15 protein-coding genes are annotated in these 14225 nt (G+C 69.4%); 11 read left to right on the top strand and 4 right to left on the bottom strand.

The genetic code is table 11. The annotated features are described in order from the left end of the window. The first annotated feature begins 247 nt into the window (after nucleotides 1–247). Nucleotides 248–715 (top strand): DUF192 domain-containing protein, encoded by a 468-nt coding sequence (locus tag ACIQ6S_RS03635; RefSeq protein ID WP_397607177.1) that lies wholly within the window; start codon nucleotides 248–250, stop codon nucleotides 713–715. Nucleotides 716–728: 13 nt separating this feature from the next. Here ACIQ6S_RS03635 and ACIQ6S_RS03630 read toward each other — a convergent pair whose 3' ends face one another. Then, nucleotides 729–911 carry a rubredoxin gene (locus ACIQ6S_RS03630; RefSeq protein ID WP_397572632.1) on the bottom strand — a complete coding sequence of 61 codons (183 nt, stop codon included), beginning with the start codon at nucleotides 909–911 and terminating at the stop codon, nucleotides 729–731. A 71-nt stretch (nucleotides 912–982) separates the two neighbouring features. Here ACIQ6S_RS03630 and thiE point away from each other — a divergent pair, with 71 nt between their 5' ends. The 8 genes from thiE to ACIQ6S_RS03590 all read left to right on the top strand — a co-directional run bounded on the left by thiE (nucleotide 983) and on the right by ACIQ6S_RS03590 (nucleotide 7698). Further along, nucleotides 983–1639 carry a thiamine phosphate synthase gene (thiE, locus tag ACIQ6S_RS03625; protein ID WP_397607176.1) on the top strand — a complete coding sequence of 219 codons (657 nt, stop codon included), beginning with the start codon at nucleotides 983–985 and terminating at the stop codon, nucleotides 1637–1639. Nucleotides 1640–1652: 13 nt separating this feature from the next. Further along, complete coding sequence (gene hemL, locus ACIQ6S_RS03620; RefSeq protein WP_397607175.1) at nucleotides 1653–2948, top strand: glutamate-1-semialdehyde 2,1-aminomutase; 1296 nt, start codon at nucleotides 1653–1655, stop codon at nucleotides 2946–2948. Beyond that, nucleotides 2945–3586 (top strand): HAD family hydrolase, encoded by a 642-nt coding sequence (locus ACIQ6S_RS03615; RefSeq protein WP_397607174.1) that lies wholly within the window; start codon nucleotides 2945–2947, stop codon nucleotides 3584–3586. The genes hemL and ACIQ6S_RS03615 overlap by 4 nt, the downstream gene beginning before the upstream one ends. Then, nucleotides 3576–4715, top strand: coding sequence for a trans-sulfuration enzyme family protein (locus ACIQ6S_RS03610; protein ID WP_397607173.1), 1140 nt, complete (start codon nucleotides 3576–3578; stop codon nucleotides 4713–4715). The genes ACIQ6S_RS03615 and ACIQ6S_RS03610 overlap by 11 nt, the downstream gene beginning before the upstream one ends. Nucleotides 4716–4934: 219 nt before the next feature. Continuing rightward, complete coding sequence (locus tag ACIQ6S_RS03605; RefSeq protein WP_397607172.1) at nucleotides 4935–5507, top strand: DUF2878 domain-containing protein; 573 nt, start codon at nucleotides 4935–4937, stop codon at nucleotides 5505–5507. Next, a complete protein-coding gene (locus ACIQ6S_RS03600) occupies nucleotides 5504–6292 on the top strand; it encodes a DUF1295 domain-containing protein (RefSeq protein WP_397607171.1) in 789 nt (262 codons plus the stop codon). Before ACIQ6S_RS03605 ends, ACIQ6S_RS03600 begins: the two co-directional genes overlap by 4 nt. A gap of 28 nt (nucleotides 6293–6320) precedes the next feature. Beyond that, a complete protein-coding gene (locus tag ACIQ6S_RS03595; RefSeq protein ID WP_397607170.1) occupies nucleotides 6321–7091 on the top strand; it encodes a hypothetical protein in 771 nt (256 codons plus the stop codon). A 130-nt stretch (nucleotides 7092–7221) separates the two neighbouring features. After that, nucleotides 7222–7698, top strand: coding sequence for a lipocalin family protein (locus ACIQ6S_RS03590; RefSeq protein ID WP_397607169.1), 477 nt, complete (start codon nucleotides 7222–7224; stop codon nucleotides 7696–7698). An 85-nt stretch (nucleotides 7699–7783) separates the two neighbouring features. Here ACIQ6S_RS03590 and ACIQ6S_RS03585 read toward each other — a convergent pair whose 3' ends face one another. Both ACIQ6S_RS03585 and ACIQ6S_RS03580 read right to left on the bottom strand, forming a co-directional pair. Then, on the bottom strand, nucleotides 7784–8419 hold the full coding sequence (locus tag ACIQ6S_RS03585; protein ID WP_397607168.1) for an FMN-binding negative transcriptional regulator: 636 nt from the start codon (nucleotides 8417–8419) through the stop codon (nucleotides 7784–7786). A 27-nt stretch (nucleotides 8420–8446) separates the two neighbouring features. Further along, nucleotides 8447–9262, bottom strand: coding sequence for an SDR family oxidoreductase (locus tag ACIQ6S_RS03580; RefSeq protein ID WP_397607167.1), 816 nt, complete (start codon nucleotides 9260–9262; stop codon nucleotides 8447–8449). A gap of 121 nt (nucleotides 9263–9383) precedes the next feature. Here ACIQ6S_RS03580 and ACIQ6S_RS03575 point away from each other — a divergent pair, with 121 nt between their 5' ends. Then, on the top strand, nucleotides 9384–11378 hold the full coding sequence (locus ACIQ6S_RS03575) for a VTT domain-containing protein (protein WP_397607166.1): 1995 nt from the start codon (nucleotides 9384–9386) through the stop codon (nucleotides 11376–11378). Between the two features lie 4 nt (nucleotides 11379–11382). Here the strand turns inward: ACIQ6S_RS03575 and ACIQ6S_RS03570 are convergent, their stop codons facing one another. Further along, complete coding sequence (locus ACIQ6S_RS03570; RefSeq protein WP_397607165.1) at nucleotides 11383–11982, bottom strand: LON peptidase substrate-binding domain-containing protein; 600 nt, start codon at nucleotides 11980–11982, stop codon at nucleotides 11383–11385. A 570-nt stretch (nucleotides 11983–12552) separates the two neighbouring features. Here ACIQ6S_RS03570 and ACIQ6S_RS03565 point away from each other — a divergent pair. Beyond that, nucleotides 12553–14157: a dihydroxy-acid dehydratase gene (locus ACIQ6S_RS03565; RefSeq protein ID WP_397607164.1), complete on the top strand. Its 1605-nt coding sequence runs from the start codon at nucleotides 12553–12555 to the stop codon at nucleotides 14155–14157. The last annotated feature ends 68 nt before the right edge of the window (nucleotides 14158–14225 follow it).

The following is a 14225-nucleotide window of genomic DNA, read 5'->3' as shown; positions in this document are numbered from 1 at the left end:
GCACACTATACAGCAGTTTCGAAGTTCGTCAACACCGTAAAGCGAAACTTTCTTCTCAACCCCCCCTCCGCCGCGCCGCTCGTTTCCGAGCCACCCTGCGAAGGGGCGCGAACTATAGGCAACCGACATGGGGCATTGCAAGCCTCTTGAATGAACGAATGCGCGGGCGCGATGAATCGTTCATTCCTTAGCGGGCGAAATGCCGCGCCACCCTAGAATCGGAGGCTCCTATCGACCGGGACCTCCCATGCGCCTCCGCCTCGCTGCAAGCTTCCTCGTCCTGGGCGCCATCCTCGGCGCCACCGCATGCAGCGGCTCGGGCGGCCGTCATTGGGTGGAAGTGGGCGGACAACGCTTCGATGTCGAACTCGCCGACGATTTCGACGAGCGCGCGCGGGGCCTGATGTTCCGCGAGTCGATGGCGGCCGAGCACGGAATGCTCTTTGTCCACGAGAACGAGGCGCCCCTCGCCTATTGGATGAAGAACACCAAGATCCCCCTCGACATCCTCTACTTCGATGCCGATCGGAAACTGGTGTCGATCCAGCGCGGCGTGCCGACCTGCACGGCGGGCGACCGCTGCCCGAACTATCCGAGCCGCGGGCCGGCCAAGTACGTGCTGGAGCTCAACGCTGGGCGCTCAGACGCCCTAGGCCTCGAACGCGGTGACCTGATCACCTTCTCGGACGGCATTCCTGAGACCGGTCAGCCCTGAGCCGACGGAAGGATCAGGCCTGGACCATTTCGAAGTCGGCCTTCGACACGCCGCACTCCGGGCATTGCCAGTCTTCCGGGATGTCGGCCCAACGCGTGCCCGGGGCGATGCCCTCCGACGGCAGCCCTTCGGCCTCGTCATAGATGAACCCGCAGACGACGCAGACCCAGGTGGTGTAGGCGGCAGAGGTGGACATGGTCTCGGGACGATTCGTGGAATGCAGGAAGCCTGCCACGCCGCACACGTCCTGACGAGTACGATACGGCGATGACGCTGCGCGGCCTCTACCTCATCACGCCCGACGACGACGACAGCGATCGACTCGTGGAACGCGTCGCCGCCGTGCTGCCGGCCAAACCGGCCTTGCTGCAGTACCGGAACAAGCGCGCGGACGCCACGCGGCGCTTCGACGAGGCGCGTGCGCTGAAGGCCCTTTGCGATGCGGCGGGCGTGCCGCTGGTCATCAATGATGATTGGCGGCTGGCACTGGACGTCGACGCGGCCGGCGCGCATCTCGGTGAGGACGATGGCGACTTGGCAGAGGCCCGACGGGCGGCACCCCGACTTGTATTGGGCGCCTCCTGCTACGACGAGCTCGCCCGCGCGGAGCGCGCGGTCGCGGCTGGCGCCGATTACATCGCCTTCGGCGCTTTCTTTCCAACGCGGACCAAGGCGACCAGCCGGCGAGCGACACCCGATCTGCTGGTCGCCGCGGCGCCCTTGCGGCGGTCTCGAGTGGCCATCGGCGGCCTGACGCCGGACAATGCCGCGCCCCTCGTCGCCGCCGGTGCCGACCTGCTGGCCGTGGTCGGCGCGGTGTTCGATGCGCCCGAGCCCTTGGCCGCGGCGCGCCGCTTCTATGCCTTGTTCCTCGGCACTCCGGCGGTCGCCGGGCGCCCTGCGGACGCCGCCTCCTTTTCCTGACCCCATTCAACGAATGAAGACCGACACCAGCCACGCCCTCTACACCCGCGCCCTCGACCTCATGCCCGGCGGCGTCAATTCGCCGGTGCGCGCCTTCAAGTCGGTGGGCGGCGAACCGTTTTTCGCCAAGCGCGCCAAGGGCGCCTGGATCGAGGACGTGGACGGCAACCGCTACGTCGACTACATCGGCAGCTGGGGCCCGATGATCGCGGGCCATGCGCGCGAGGAAGTGCTCGAGGCCGTGCGCGAGGTGATGGTCGACGGTCTCTCGTTCGGCGTGCCGAACCCGCTCGAGGTGACGATGGCCGAAGCCATCACCGCCATCGTGCCGAGCTGCGAGATGGTGCGCATGGTGAACTCGGGCACCGAAGCCACGCTCTCGGCGATCCGCCTCGCGCGCGGCGCCACGGGCCGCAACCGCATCGTCAAGTTCGAGGGCTGCTACCACGGCCACGGCGACAGCTTCCTCGTGAAGGCGGGCTCCGGCGCGCTGACCTTCGGCCTGCCCAACTCGCCGGGCGTGCCGAAAGCGCTGGCCGACCTGACGCTGACCCTGCCCTTCAACGACTTCGCCGCGGCGACCGCGCTGTTCGACGAAGTGGGCACCGACATCGCCGGCGTCATCGTCGAGCCCGTGGTGGGCAACGCCAACTGCATTCCGCCGGAGCCCGGTTACCTCGAACACCTGCGCGCACTCTGCACGAAGCACGGCGCTCTGCTGATCTTCGACGAGGTGATGACCGGCTTCCGCGTCGCCCTCGGCGGTGCACAGCAGCTGTATGGCGTACAGCCCGACATCAGCACCTTCGGCAAGATCATCGGCGGCGGCATGCCGGTGGGCGCCTACGGTGGCCGCGCCGAGCTGATGCGGCAGATCGCGCCGGCCGGCCCGATCTACCAGGCCGGCACGCTGAGCGGCAACCCGGTGGCGATGGCCGCGGGGCTCGCGACCCTGAAGATCATCCAGCAGCCCGGGTTCTACGAAGGGCTTGCGAGGACGACGGACACGCTGGTGGCCGGCTTCCAGGCGGCCGCCGACGAGGCCGGCGTCGCGTTCTCGACCCGCCATGTCTGCGCGATGTTCGGCCTGTACTTCACCGCGGAGCGCGTGACGAGTTTCGAACAGGCCAAGGCCGCCGACACGGCGCGCTTCAACCGTTTCTTCCACGCGATGCTGAAGCGCGGCGTCTACCTCGCGCCGTCGGCCTTCGAGGCCGGCTTCGTGTCGTCCGCGCACGGCGACGCAGAGGTCGCGCACACGCTGGAGGCCGCGCGCGCCGCCTTCCGCGAGGTCGCCGCGGCCGCATGACGCCAAGGCCGCGCCCGAAGCTGGTGGTGTTCGACCTCGACGACGTGCTCGTCGAGTACCAGCGCGAGCGCCGGGTCGATGTGCTGGCGCGCGCAGTGGGCGCAGCCCCCGCGACCGTGCTGGACGCCCTGTTCAAGAGCGGCTTGGAGACGAAGAACGACCGCGGCGAACTGGGTCTCGAGGATTACCTCGACGCCGTGCGTCGCCGCCACGGCCTCGACATTCCGCTGGACGCGTTCATCGATGCGCGCCGACAGAGCATGCGCCTGCGGCGCGAGGTGCTGGGCCTGGCCGAGCGCATCGCCCCACAGACGACACTGGCGCTGTTCACCAACAACGGCCAGTGGCTCGGACGGCAGCTGCCGAAGTTCTTCCCCGAGCTGCGGCCCCTGTTCGGCACCCGGATGATCACCACCGGCCAGCTGGGCCTCACCAAACCCGACCCGCAGGCCTTCTATGCCTGCCTGTCGACGCTCGGCTATTCCCCGGCGTCGGCGCTGATGATCGATGACCGCACCGAGAATGTGTCGGGCGCCCAGAGCGCCGGTCTCGACGCGATCCACTACACCTCGCCCCCGCAGCTCGCCGGTGAATTGCTGCGCCGGGGCTTCGACCTGGAACCCGTGCATGCGCCCTGAGCTCCACCTTGAAACCCTCGCCGTCCACGCGGGCGGCGAAGCCGATGCCCACAACGGCTCCGTGGCCCCGCCGCTGCACCTGTCGACCACGTTCAAGCATGGCCCGGCCGCCGAACGATTGGCGGGCTACGAGTACCAGCGCGAAGGCAATCCGACGCAGGACCGCCTCGAGACCGCGCTGGCCGCGCTCGACGGTGGCGATGCGGCGCTGGCCTACGGTTCGGGCATGGCGGCGATGACGGCGGCGCTCGAATGCCTGCCGGCCGGCAGCGAAGTGCTGATCCCCGAGGACTGCTACGCCGGCCTGCGCTCGCTGGGCGCGGAGTTCCTGCCCGAGCGCGGCGTGACCGTGCGTCGTGTCGACCAATGCGATGCCGCCGCAGTGGCCGCGGCGATGACGCCCGCCGTGCGGATGATCTGGGCCGAGACACCGTCGAACCCGCAGTTGCGCATCGCCGATCTCGCCGCACTCTCCGCGATCGCGAAGCAGCACGGGGCGCTGCTGGCGGTGGACAACACCTTCGCCACGCCCGCCCTTCAGCGGCCGATCGCGCTGGGCGCGGACGTGGTGATGCACTCCACCACCAAGTACATGGGCGGCCACAGCGACGTGATGGGGGGCGCGCTGGTGTTCGCCAAGCGCGATGCGCTGTTCGAGAAGGCCGCGCATCGCCGGCACATCACCGGCAACATCCTCGCGCCATTCTCGGCCTGGCTGACGCTTCGCGGCCTGCGCTCGCTGCCAGCGCGCATGGCCTGGCACTGCGCGAACGCGCGGCGCGTCGCCGAGTTCCTCGCCAGCCAGCCCGCCGTCGAGACGGTCTACTGGCCCGGCCTTCCCACCCACCGCAACCACGCCATCGCGGCGCGCCAGATGTCGGATTTCGGCGGCATGGTCTCGGTCACCTTCAAAGGCGGTCGCGAGGCGGCGCTGGCCTTCGCCGGAGCCGTCGAAGTGTTCACCAACGCCACCTCGCTGGGCGGCGTGGAATCGCTGATCGAACACCGCGCCTCGGTCGAGGGGCCGAACCCGGTGTCGCCACCGGGGCTGCTGCGGTTGAGCGTTGGCCTGGAGCACGGCGACGACCTCGTCGCCGACCTGCAGCACGGGATCGACGCGCTGCGCTGAGCGCACGGGTCGCGCGGCCCAGTCGTCGACCGTCCGCGTGCGGCGCCGCACGCACAGGCGGCCGCGCATCCCCGGGTTCGCCCCGGCTTCACGCGCGAGGCGCCGCTGGTGCCAATGGCGACCGGCGCGCGTCGACCGCTGATGAGACCGCGCCACCGCTGATGCATGGTTTCACCGGCCCATCGCGAAGGCCGGAACCGCCGCAGCGACGATGCCTCCGTGCCCGACGAACCGGGTGTCGACGGAGATCTCGCAATGCATTGGCTGGTGTTCAACGTTCTCGGCTTCCAAGCCGTCTGGTGGGCCTGCGTCATCGGTGCCGGCAAAGGGTGGCCATGGGCCGGACCCGTTGCTGCCGTGCTGTATGCCGCGGCCCATCTTCAGTTCTCGCCCACCCGACGCCGGGACGTCCGCCTCCTCGCGAGCGCCCTCGTGGTCGGCCTGGTCCTCGATGGGTCGCTGGGGGCCAGCGGCCTCCTGACCTACGCGGCCGCCGGCGAAGTCCGGCACATCGCTCCTCCCTGGATCCTCGCCCTGTGGGCGGGCTTCGCGCTGACGCTGACGCACTCCATGGCGGCCTTGGCCACCCGCCCCTGGGCGGCGGCGGCCCTCGGGGTCCTTGGCGGGCCGCTGGCCTACGCCAGCGCAGCGTCGGTCGCGGGCGCCGTGCGCTTCGACAACGGCATGGTGGAAGGGCTCGTCGCCATCGCGATCGGCTGGGGCGTGGCGATCCCGCTGCTGTACGGCATCGACAAGCATCTGGCGAAGAACGAGCGGGAGGCCATCGCATGAGCACCCTCGGCATCGTGATGTTGATCTGGGGCCTCGCCGCGGCGGGGATGAGCCTTGCTTTCCTCTACGCAAGGCGGGAGAGGAACATGGGCTACGTCGACGTGTTCTGGGCGCTGGGCATGGCGGTCGCGGCGGTGATGGCCGGCGTGCTGGGCGAGGGCAGCCTGGCCTCCCGCGTCCTCGTGGCCCTCTTCGGCGGCTTTTGGGGCTTCCGCTTGTTCCGGTTCCTCTGGCACCGCGTGCGCGGGGAGGCCGAGGACGGTCGCTACCAGGCCATGAGGGCGGCGATCGGGAACGGCGCGCCGCGCTGGTTCGCCTTCTTCCAGCTTCAGGCCCTAGTGATCGCTTTGTTCTCGCTGCCCTTCGTTGCCGCCGCGGCTGGCGCGGGAGGCATCGACAGCGTCTGGATCTGGGCGGCTGCCGCGGTGTGGGTGATCGCCGTCGCTGGCGAAACGCTGGCCGATCGCCAGCTGGCGGCGCATCGTCGCGATCCAGCGCAGAAGGGCCGCACGTGTCGCCGCGGCCTGTGGGCCTGGTCCAGGCACCCCAACTACTTCTTCGAATGGGTCCACTGGTTCGCCTACGTCGCGCTGGCGGCGACGGGGCCCTTGGCCTGGCTGGCGCTGGCCGGCCCCCTCCTGATGTTCGCCTTCCTATGGCGGGTGAGTGGCATTCCCTGGACGGAAGCACAGGCCCTCCGGACCCGCGGGGACGACTATCGCCGTTACCAGCAGGAAGTCAGCGCCTTCTTCCCCCTTCCACCGCGCACCCACCGCGCCTCCTGATCCGGCGCCCTTCGTGGAGACACAGGTCATGACCAGAACAACACACGTCGCCTTCGCCATCCTCGCCCTGCTGCCGGCCGCGGCGACCGCGACGATCCAGCAGGAAATCGCCACCGCTCGGGACCTGGAAAGCCGGGAGGTCCTGTTCCGCGAGCAGCACATCGTCCGCTTCGATAACGGGGAGCCGGCCGAGCGGCTCGTGATGTACCGCTGCCTCGACGGCCAGGCCTTCGCGCGGAAGTGGGTCCGGTATGCGGACACGCCCTCGGCACCATCGTTCCAACTCGAGGATGCCCGCAGCGGCTATCGCGAGGGCGCAGAACAGACCGCTTCGGGCACCCGTGTGCGCTGGACGCCGCCCGGTGGGAGCGAAGCGTCGGGACTCCTGCCTTCGGGCCCCCTCGTGGCCGATGCCGGCTTCGACGAGTGGGTCCGCGGCTACTGGGCCCCCCTCACGCAGGGCAAGACCCTTGAGATGCGCTTCCTCGTCCCGTCCCGGCTTCGGGCTTATGAATTCGATGTGTCGCCGATCGATTCCGGATCGCCCGAACTCCAGGCCTTCCGCCTGCAGTTGGGCGGCTGGTTCGGATGGCTGCTGCCATCGATCCGGGTGGCCTATGACGGCCAGACAAAGCGATTGCGCTGGTTCGAAGGCCTGTCGAACCTTCGCGACGACGCAGGCGAGGCGCCGATGCAGGTGAGGATCGACTTCCCGCCCACGCCGACGCCCGCCGACCAAACCACCCTCGACACGGCCGCCCGGGAAGCCCTCGTTGGCTGCACCGTCCAACCCGCATGAACCCCCAAGACCGAAAACGCAGGAACCCCGCATGAACCATCCGCCGCGAGAAAAGACGCGCCTTTTCCAATGGATAGTGCTCGCCGCCGCCCTGCTGCTGGTTGCTTGCGCCGGCAAGGAGCCCCGCCCCATGGCTCCACTGTCCCCCGCTCCGTTCGTCGACCTCCCGAGGTTCATGGGCACGTGGTACGTCATCGCCCACGTGCCTTACTTCTTCGAGGAGGGGAAGGTCGCCACGCGGGACGAGTACCGTCTGAGGGCGGACGGCCGCATCGACAACGACTTCGTCTACAAGGACCGCTTCGGCGAAGACGACAAGCGGTGGGGAGGCATATCCACCGTGATCCCGGGCAGCGCCGGCGCACGATGGAAGGTGCAGTTCGTCTGGCCGTTCTCCACCGAACTCGTGGTCGTGCATGTCGACGACGATTACCGGGGCGCCGCGCTGGTGACGCCGAACCGGAAGCTGGCATGGGTGTTCGGCCGCGAGCCCACCATGGAGCCCACGCGTTACGAGGCCTTGCTGGATCGACTGGCCGCGCAGGGTGTCGACCGGAACGCCCTCCGCCCGGTTCCGCAAGTCCCTCCCACCGAGAACGGGGACTGACGCTCCTTCGATCCCGATCACCGTGGCGTGCTGGATGACCTGCACGCCAACCACCCTTCGTTGGACCACGGAACGGAGAGGAGCGTCAGCTACCCGCCGGTCGCGCTCCGCGCATCGCCTCGGCCAAGGCGAGTTCGCCGCGCTGCTCCAGGGTTTCAACGACATTGTTGAAGTCGCGTTCGTCGCGGTTCTGGCTGAGTTTGCGCTTGGCTTCGATCCGCTCGATCGCAATCTCAATGGCCACGATGTGGGCGAGCTCCGACGCGAGGTAATCGGCCGGCGCATCGCCCATCTTCCACGGCACCGGCTCACCCGCCTCGCTCTGGCGCGTGAGCTTCGCCACCGCCCCGCGGACGGCGTTCGTGTCGTCGAGGACCCGGATGCGGCCATGCACGTGCACGACCTCGTAGTTCCAGGTAGGCACATGGCGGTGGTGCTCGTGCTTGCTCGGGTACCAGCTGGGCGAGATGTAGCCCTGGACGCCGCGGAAGACGACCATCACCGCATCGCCCTCGCCCACCGCGCGCCAGACCGGATTGGCGCGTGCGACATGGGCCAGCAGCGTGCCGCTGGGGCCGCGCTCCGCTTCGAGCACGAAGGGCAGGTGCTCCGCTTCGAGCCCCGCGGCGGTCGCGGTGACCAGCATCCCCAGCGGGTGCTCGCGGATCAGGCGATGCCATTCCTCGGGCCGGTTTTCGGCGAACAGGGCGGGTTGGTACATGGGCGGATCCGGTTCCCGAGCGTGCTGTCAGAGGAAAAGATCGGGCGACAGCGGCTTCGACGGATCGACGGCATAGCGCGCGAAGTCGGTCTCGCCGGCCTCGCGCAGCACGTCCTCGTCGATCAGGAACCGGCCATGGAAGCCGCGGGCCTCGCGGCACAGCACCGCATGGGCGGCGTCGGCGACGATGGCCGGCGTACGGCAGCCGGACACATCGATGCCGGGGATCATGTTCAGCGCATCGGTGGCGATGACGGTCTTCGGCCATAGCGCATTGACAGCCACGCCCTGCGGGCCGAACTCGGCGGCGAGGCCGAGGGTGACGAAGCTCATGCCCATCTTGGCCAGCGTGTAACCGGTGTGCGGGCCCCACCACTTCGGGTCGAGGTTGGGCGGCGGTGCCAGCGTGAGGATGTGCGGGTTCGCCGACTTCAGCAGGTGCGGCAAGGCCTTCTGCGCGCAGAGGAAGCTGCCGCGGCTGTTGACCTGGCTCATCAGGTCGAAGCGCTTCATCGGCGTGTCGAGCGCGCCCTTCAGCCAGATGGCGCTGGCGTTGTTGACGAGGATGTCGAGCCCGCCGAAGCGCTCGACCGTCGCGGCGACAGCGGCCTCGACCTCGGCCTCCTCGCGGATGTCGCACTTGATCGCGAGGCCCTGACCGCCGGCCTCGTCGACCGCCGCGGCGGCGCTGTGGATGGTGCCGGGCAGCTTCGGGTTTGGCACCGAGGACTTGGCAGCGATGGCCACGTTCGCGCCGTCGCGGGCCGCACGCAGGGCGATGGCCAGGCCGATGCCGCGGGAGGCACCGGTGATAAGCAGGGTCTTGCCGGAGAGGCTGGGCATGCGCGCGGTCGACCGATGGGAGAGGCCAAAGAGTACCGAGTCCCGCGGGCGGAGAGGATTTGGCGTGACGCGTCGCAGCAACGTCATCCGAGCGCCTTGGCGTCCCACCTATAATCGCCGGATGGACTCCATCCGCTGGGACGCCCTTCTCGACTGGATCTCACGCCACCCGCTCGCGGCGGGCGTGGTGATCTTCCTGATCGCGTTCGGCGATGCGCTGCTGATCATCGGCGTGGCCATCCCGGCGACGCCGTTGCTCTTTGCGGTCGGCACTCTGGTGGGGCTCGGCCATATCGACGGCACCTATGCGGTGGTCTGCGCGGCGCTCGGCGCCTTCTGCGGCGACGGTGTGAGCTACCTGGCAGGACGCCGCTACGGTGATTCGCTCAAGACCCGTTGGCCGTTCGCACAGAACCCGCAGTGGCTGGCGCGCGGCGACGTCGCGTTCCGCCGGCACGGCATGAAGAGCCTCGTGATCGGGCGCTTCGTCGGCGCCATCCGACCCTTCATCCCGGCCATCGCCGGCATGGTGCGGATGCCGGCACCGAAGTACTGCTTCGCCACGGGCTTGGCGGCCATGCTGTGGGCCCTCGCGTTCCTGGCACCGGGCTGGCTGTTCGGCGCCTCGCTGGACCTGGTGGCCGCGGTGGCGGGGCGGCTCGCGATCGTCATCGGCCTGGTGCTGGTGCTCGTCGCCGCCCAGTGGGCCGTGGTGCTGTACTCGTGGCGCTGGCTGGCGCCGCGCGCGCATGGCCTGCTCGTGCGCCTGCTCGACTGGTCGCACCGCCATCCGGTGATGGGCCGCTATTCCGAAGCCCTGATCGATCCGAACCGGCGCGAATCGCCCTCCCTGCTGGTGTTTGCCGTCGCGCTGCTTTTCGGCGCCTGGGGCTTCTTCCAGCTGCTGGTTTCCGTGGGCGGCGGCGAGGCCCCGTCGCGCTTCGACCTCGTGGTCCACCAGACGATGTTCGGGCTGCGGCATCCGCTGGCCGACCCGGTGATGGGCTTCCTCGCCACGCTGGGCGACCCGATCGTGCTGGGTCCTGCCGTGGCGGCCGTGGCCGCGTGGCTTTTCTGGCGCAAGCGCCGCATCGCCGCTTGGCACTGGATCGCGGCACCGAGCTTCGCGATCGTGTTCGCCTGGGCCCTGGGGTGGCTGATCGACCTGCCGAAACCCCCGGCGGCCACGGCGGTGAGCGGGTTTTCCTTCCCCTCGCAATCCGTGCTGCTGGCGACGACGGTGTATGGCTTCTTCGCCGTGCTGGTGGCGCGCGAGATGCCCGGCCGGCGCCGTGTATGGCCTTACGTGGTGGCGGCGCTGCTGGTGGGCCTGCTCGGATTCTCGCGCCTCTACCTTGGCGCGCATTGGCTCTCCGACGTGCTCGCCGGCGCCAGCCTCGGGCTGCTGTGGATCACCGCGCTAGGCATCGCCTACCGGCGGCGCGTGGTGCGCTCGTTCTGGGTGCGCCCGGTGGCGGCGATCTTCTTCGGCCTGGTGCTGCTGGTGGGCGGTTGGCATGCCACGCGCTCGGCGGACGACCTCGTTGCTGCCTTCGACCCGCCGATCGAGCGCCAGCCCATCGACGCCGAACGCTGGATCCGTGGCGACGCGGACCTCGACCTGCCCTCCCGCCGTAACGAGCTGCGCAGTCGCGACGCCTGGCTCCTGAACGTGCAGTACGCCGGCCACCTGCCCCCCCTCGTCGAGCAACTCCGCGCGGCAGGGTGGACGCCGCTGCCGCGAGCCGACTGGCGCGGCCTGCTGATGATGTTGAACGACGACGCCACGGCGACGACGTTGGCGATCATGCCGGCAACGCACGAAGGCCACTCCGAAGCCCTGCTGATGGTGCGGCCCGGGGCGGCTCCAGAGGAGCGTGAGGTGCTGCGCCTGTGGCCGGCGCCCTATTCCCTCGGTCTTGGCGACGAACCGCTATGGCTGGGCACGGCGCAGACGCTGCGCTTCGCCCTGCGCGGGGACGGCTTCGTCAGGTATTGGGCGGCACAGGACGACCAGAGCGCGGCGTTTGCCCGGGTGGCCGCCGACACCGCGACGCTGCGCGTGGGCGACGACGGCCGCGTGCTGCGCCTGCGCGCGCCGCGCACCGCCGACTGACGCCTCAAGCCAGCTGCGGCAGCCAGCGCAGCACGGCGTCGAGGCGCAGCGAGGGGTCGTCTTCCTCGAGCAGATGGAGGCGCTGGTCGGTGTCGAGCGGCAGCAGTTCCGCGAGTCGGCACGAGACCCAGCCGGCGTCGTCGAAGCTGGCGTTGTCGGCGTAAGCGTGCGGGCCACCGGCACGTTCGAGCATCCGCCTCAACAGATCGACGAGGAACCCATGCTGCGGCTCGACGACAACGCGAGGCGTGGATGGCAGCCAGCGCACTTCGGCCACCACAAGGCCATCGGCCTGCGCGGCCGTGCTGGCGACGGCGAAGCGGCGCTCGCCCTCCACCGCGATGCCGAGCATGCCTCCGGGCTGCATGTGGAAGTCCACGATGCGCGCCTCGGTGCCGATCTCTGCGGGGTGCGCCGGGCCGCCGACTTCCGGGCCGTCGATGATCAAGGCGATGCCGAAGCTCTCGCCCTTGCGTGCGCAGCGCTTGACCATGTCGAGGTAACGCGGCTCGAAGACGCGCAAGGCCATCATCCCACCGGGCATCAGCACGGCCTTGAGAGGAAACAGCGGAAGAGAGTGCGTGGCGGCGAGGTGGTGAGCCATGGCGAACCGATCGATGCGGGCTTATGGGCAGGCCAAGGATGGTGGCGGCCCTGCCCACAAGGTCGTGACACAGGACTCAACCCGCGCATGTCGGCCATCGGGATGCGAAATCTGCGGTGGAGCCGTCAGTTCTATCGGCAACAACTCTCCATTTCGATCAATGACTTGGCGCCGAGTCTTCACTCGAATGCGGCCCACATCACGACAAAGTGTTGACAGCGCCGAAATGCCCGTGGTTTTGTCGGGTCCATGAACTTCACCACCCCGACCTTCGCTGCGCGCACCACCTCGGCCCTTCCGGCCGCGGTTCGTGACGTCGCGATTGTCGCGGTTGTCCCCGCACTTATCGCGGTTGTTGTCGTCGTCCTTCTTATTAGCCCCCTAACCGGTGCGGGATCGACGTGACCTAGAACGCAACAACAAGGTCCGAAACGAAAACCCCGCACCGGCAACGGTGCGGGGTTTCGCGTTTCAGGGCCTTCGAAAAATCCCCGAAGCCTCGAAATCGCCCGCATCCCCGTGAATTCCGATCAGATCAAATCCGGCCCGTCCCGCGCTCCCGCTCGCGCCATGCTGCGTGCCACCGGCCTGTCCGACGCCGACATCGCCAAGCCGCTGGTCGGCGTGGTGCACACGTGGTCGGACATCTCGCCCTGCAACCTGACGCTGCGCGAACTGGCGCAATCGGCCCGCGAGGGCATCCAGGCCGCGGGCGGCACGCCGGTCGAGTTCAACACCATCGCCGTCACCGACGGCATCGCCATGGGCACCACGGGCATGCGCGCCTCGCTGCCCTCGCGCGAGGTGATCGCCGATTCGATCGAACTGGCGGTGACCGGGCACTGCCTCGACGCGGTCGTGCTGCTGGTGGGCTGCGACAAGACCATCCCGGCGGCGGCGATGGCGCTGGGCCGCATGGACATCCCGGGCGTGGTGCTCTACGGCGGCACGATCCAGCCGGGCGTGTGCAAGGCGAAGAAGATCACCGTGCAGGAGGTCTTCGAAGCGGTCGGGGCGCATGCAGCCGGACGCATCGATGACGCCGAGCTGGGCGAGATCGAACGCCGCGCCTGCCCGGGCGCCGGCGCCTGCGGCGGCCAGTTCACCGCCAACACCATGGCCATGGTGCTGACGACGCTGGGCCTGTCGCCCATGGGCCTGAACGACATCCCGGCCACCGACCCGGCGAAGCGCACGGCCGCGTTCCGCTGCGGGGCGTTCGCGATGGATGCCCTGCGTGCCGGCCGCCGCCCGCGCGAAGCGATCACCGCACAGGCCCTGCGCAATGCCGCCATCACCGTGGCCGCGACGGCCGGTTCGACCAATGCCGTGCTGCACCTGCTGGCCATCGCCCATGAAGCCGGCGTGCCCTTCCCGCTGGAGGAATTCGAGGCCGCATCGCGTACGCCGGTGATCGCCGACCTGAAACCCGGCGGCCGCTTCACCGCGGTGGAGCTGCATGCCGCCGGCGGCACGGCGCGCGTGCTGGACGAGTTGCGCGCCGCCGGCCGCATCACCGACACGCCGACGATGACCGGCCAGACGCTGTTCGCGGCCGTGGACGCGGCGATGGCGAACCCGCCCGAGGCCGGCGACATCACGCCCGCCGAGGTGGTGCCGGGCTTCGCGTCGCCGCTCAAGCCGCATGGCGGCTACTCGGTGCTGTACGGCAACCTCGCGCCCGAAGGCTGCATCTGCAAGCTGCCGGCGAAGCACCGTCGCCACGAGGGCCCGGCGCGCGTGTTCGATTCCGAGGACGCCGCCTTCGCCGCCGTGCAGGCGCGCGCCATCCAGCCGGGCGACGTGGTCGTGATCCGCTTCGAGGGCCCGGCCGGCGGCCCCGGCATGCGCGAGATGCTGGCCGTCACCGCCGCGCTGGTGGGCCAGGGCCTCGGCAATGACGTCGCACTGATCACCGACGGTCGCTTCAGCGGCGCGACCCACGGCTTCATGGTCGGCCATATCAGCCCCGAGGCCGCGCGCGGCGGCCCGCTCGCGCAGCTGCGCGACGGCGACCGCGTGGTGATCGACGTCGACGCCCGCGAGATCCGCACCGACGCCGACCTCAGCGCCCGCGAACCCGCCCACATCGAACCGCGCGTGCGCCACGGCGCGCTGGCCAAGTACGCCCGCAGCGTCGCCTCCGCCAGCCGCGGGGCGATCACCACCGGTTAGCACTCCAACGCCCTCTCCCTCGCCTCTGCATTCCTCCTTCCGCCCTTCCCAACGTTTCTTCCCAAGGA

The organism is Silanimonas sp., from assembly GCF_044377035.1.
Classification (GTDB): domain Bacteria; phylum Pseudomonadota; class Gammaproteobacteria; order Xanthomonadales; family Xanthomonadaceae; genus Silanimonas.
The sequence above is the reverse complement of the archived record's forward strand: the minus strand, read 5'-3'. Positions and strand labels throughout refer to the sequence as shown.

Coding starts and splice junctions, on each gene's coding strand:
- ACIQ6S_RS03635 (WP_397607177.1), top strand. CDS start 248: ATGCGCCTCCGCCTCGCTGCAAGCTTCCTCGTCCTGGGCGCCATCCTC.
- ACIQ6S_RS03630 (WP_397572632.1), bottom strand. CDS start 911: ATGTCCACCTCTGCCGCCTACACCACCTGGGTCTGCGTCGTCTGCGGG.
- thiE (WP_397607176.1), top strand. CDS start 983: ATGACGCTGCGCGGCCTCTACCTCATCACGCCCGACGACGACGACAGC.
- hemL (WP_397607175.1), top strand. CDS start 1,653: ATGAAGACCGACACCAGCCACGCCCTCTACACCCGCGCCCTCGACCTC.
- ACIQ6S_RS03615 (WP_397607174.1), top strand. CDS start 2,945: ATGACGCCAAGGCCGCGCCCGAAGCTGGTGGTGTTCGACCTCGACGAC.
- ACIQ6S_RS03610 (WP_397607173.1), top strand. CDS start 3,576: ATGCGCCCTGAGCTCCACCTTGAAACCCTCGCCGTCCACGCGGGCGGC.
- ACIQ6S_RS03600 (WP_397607171.1), top strand. CDS start 5,504: ATGAGCACCCTCGGCATCGTGATGTTGATCTGGGGCCTCGCCGCGGCG.
- ACIQ6S_RS03595 (WP_397607170.1), top strand. CDS start 6,321: ATGACCAGAACAACACACGTCGCCTTCGCCATCCTCGCCCTGCTGCCG.
- ACIQ6S_RS03590 (WP_397607169.1), top strand. CDS start 7,222: ATGGCTCCACTGTCCCCCGCTCCGTTCGTCGACCTCCCGAGGTTCATG.
- ACIQ6S_RS03585 (WP_397607168.1), bottom strand. CDS start 8,419: ATGTACCAACCCGCCCTGTTCGCCGAAAACCGGCCCGAGGAATGGCAT.
- ACIQ6S_RS03580 (WP_397607167.1), bottom strand. CDS start 9,262: ATGCCCAGCCTCTCCGGCAAGACCCTGCTTATCACCGGTGCCTCCCGC.
- ACIQ6S_RS03575 (WP_397607166.1), top strand. CDS start 9,384: ATGGACTCCATCCGCTGGGACGCCCTTCTCGACTGGATCTCACGCCAC.
- ACIQ6S_RS03570 (WP_397607165.1), bottom strand. CDS start 11,982: ATGGCTCACCACCTCGCCGCCACGCACTCTCTTCCGCTGTTTCCTCTC.
- ACIQ6S_RS03565 (WP_397607164.1), top strand. CDS start 12,553: ATGCTGCGTGCCACCGGCCTGTCCGACGCCGACATCGCCAAGCCGCTG.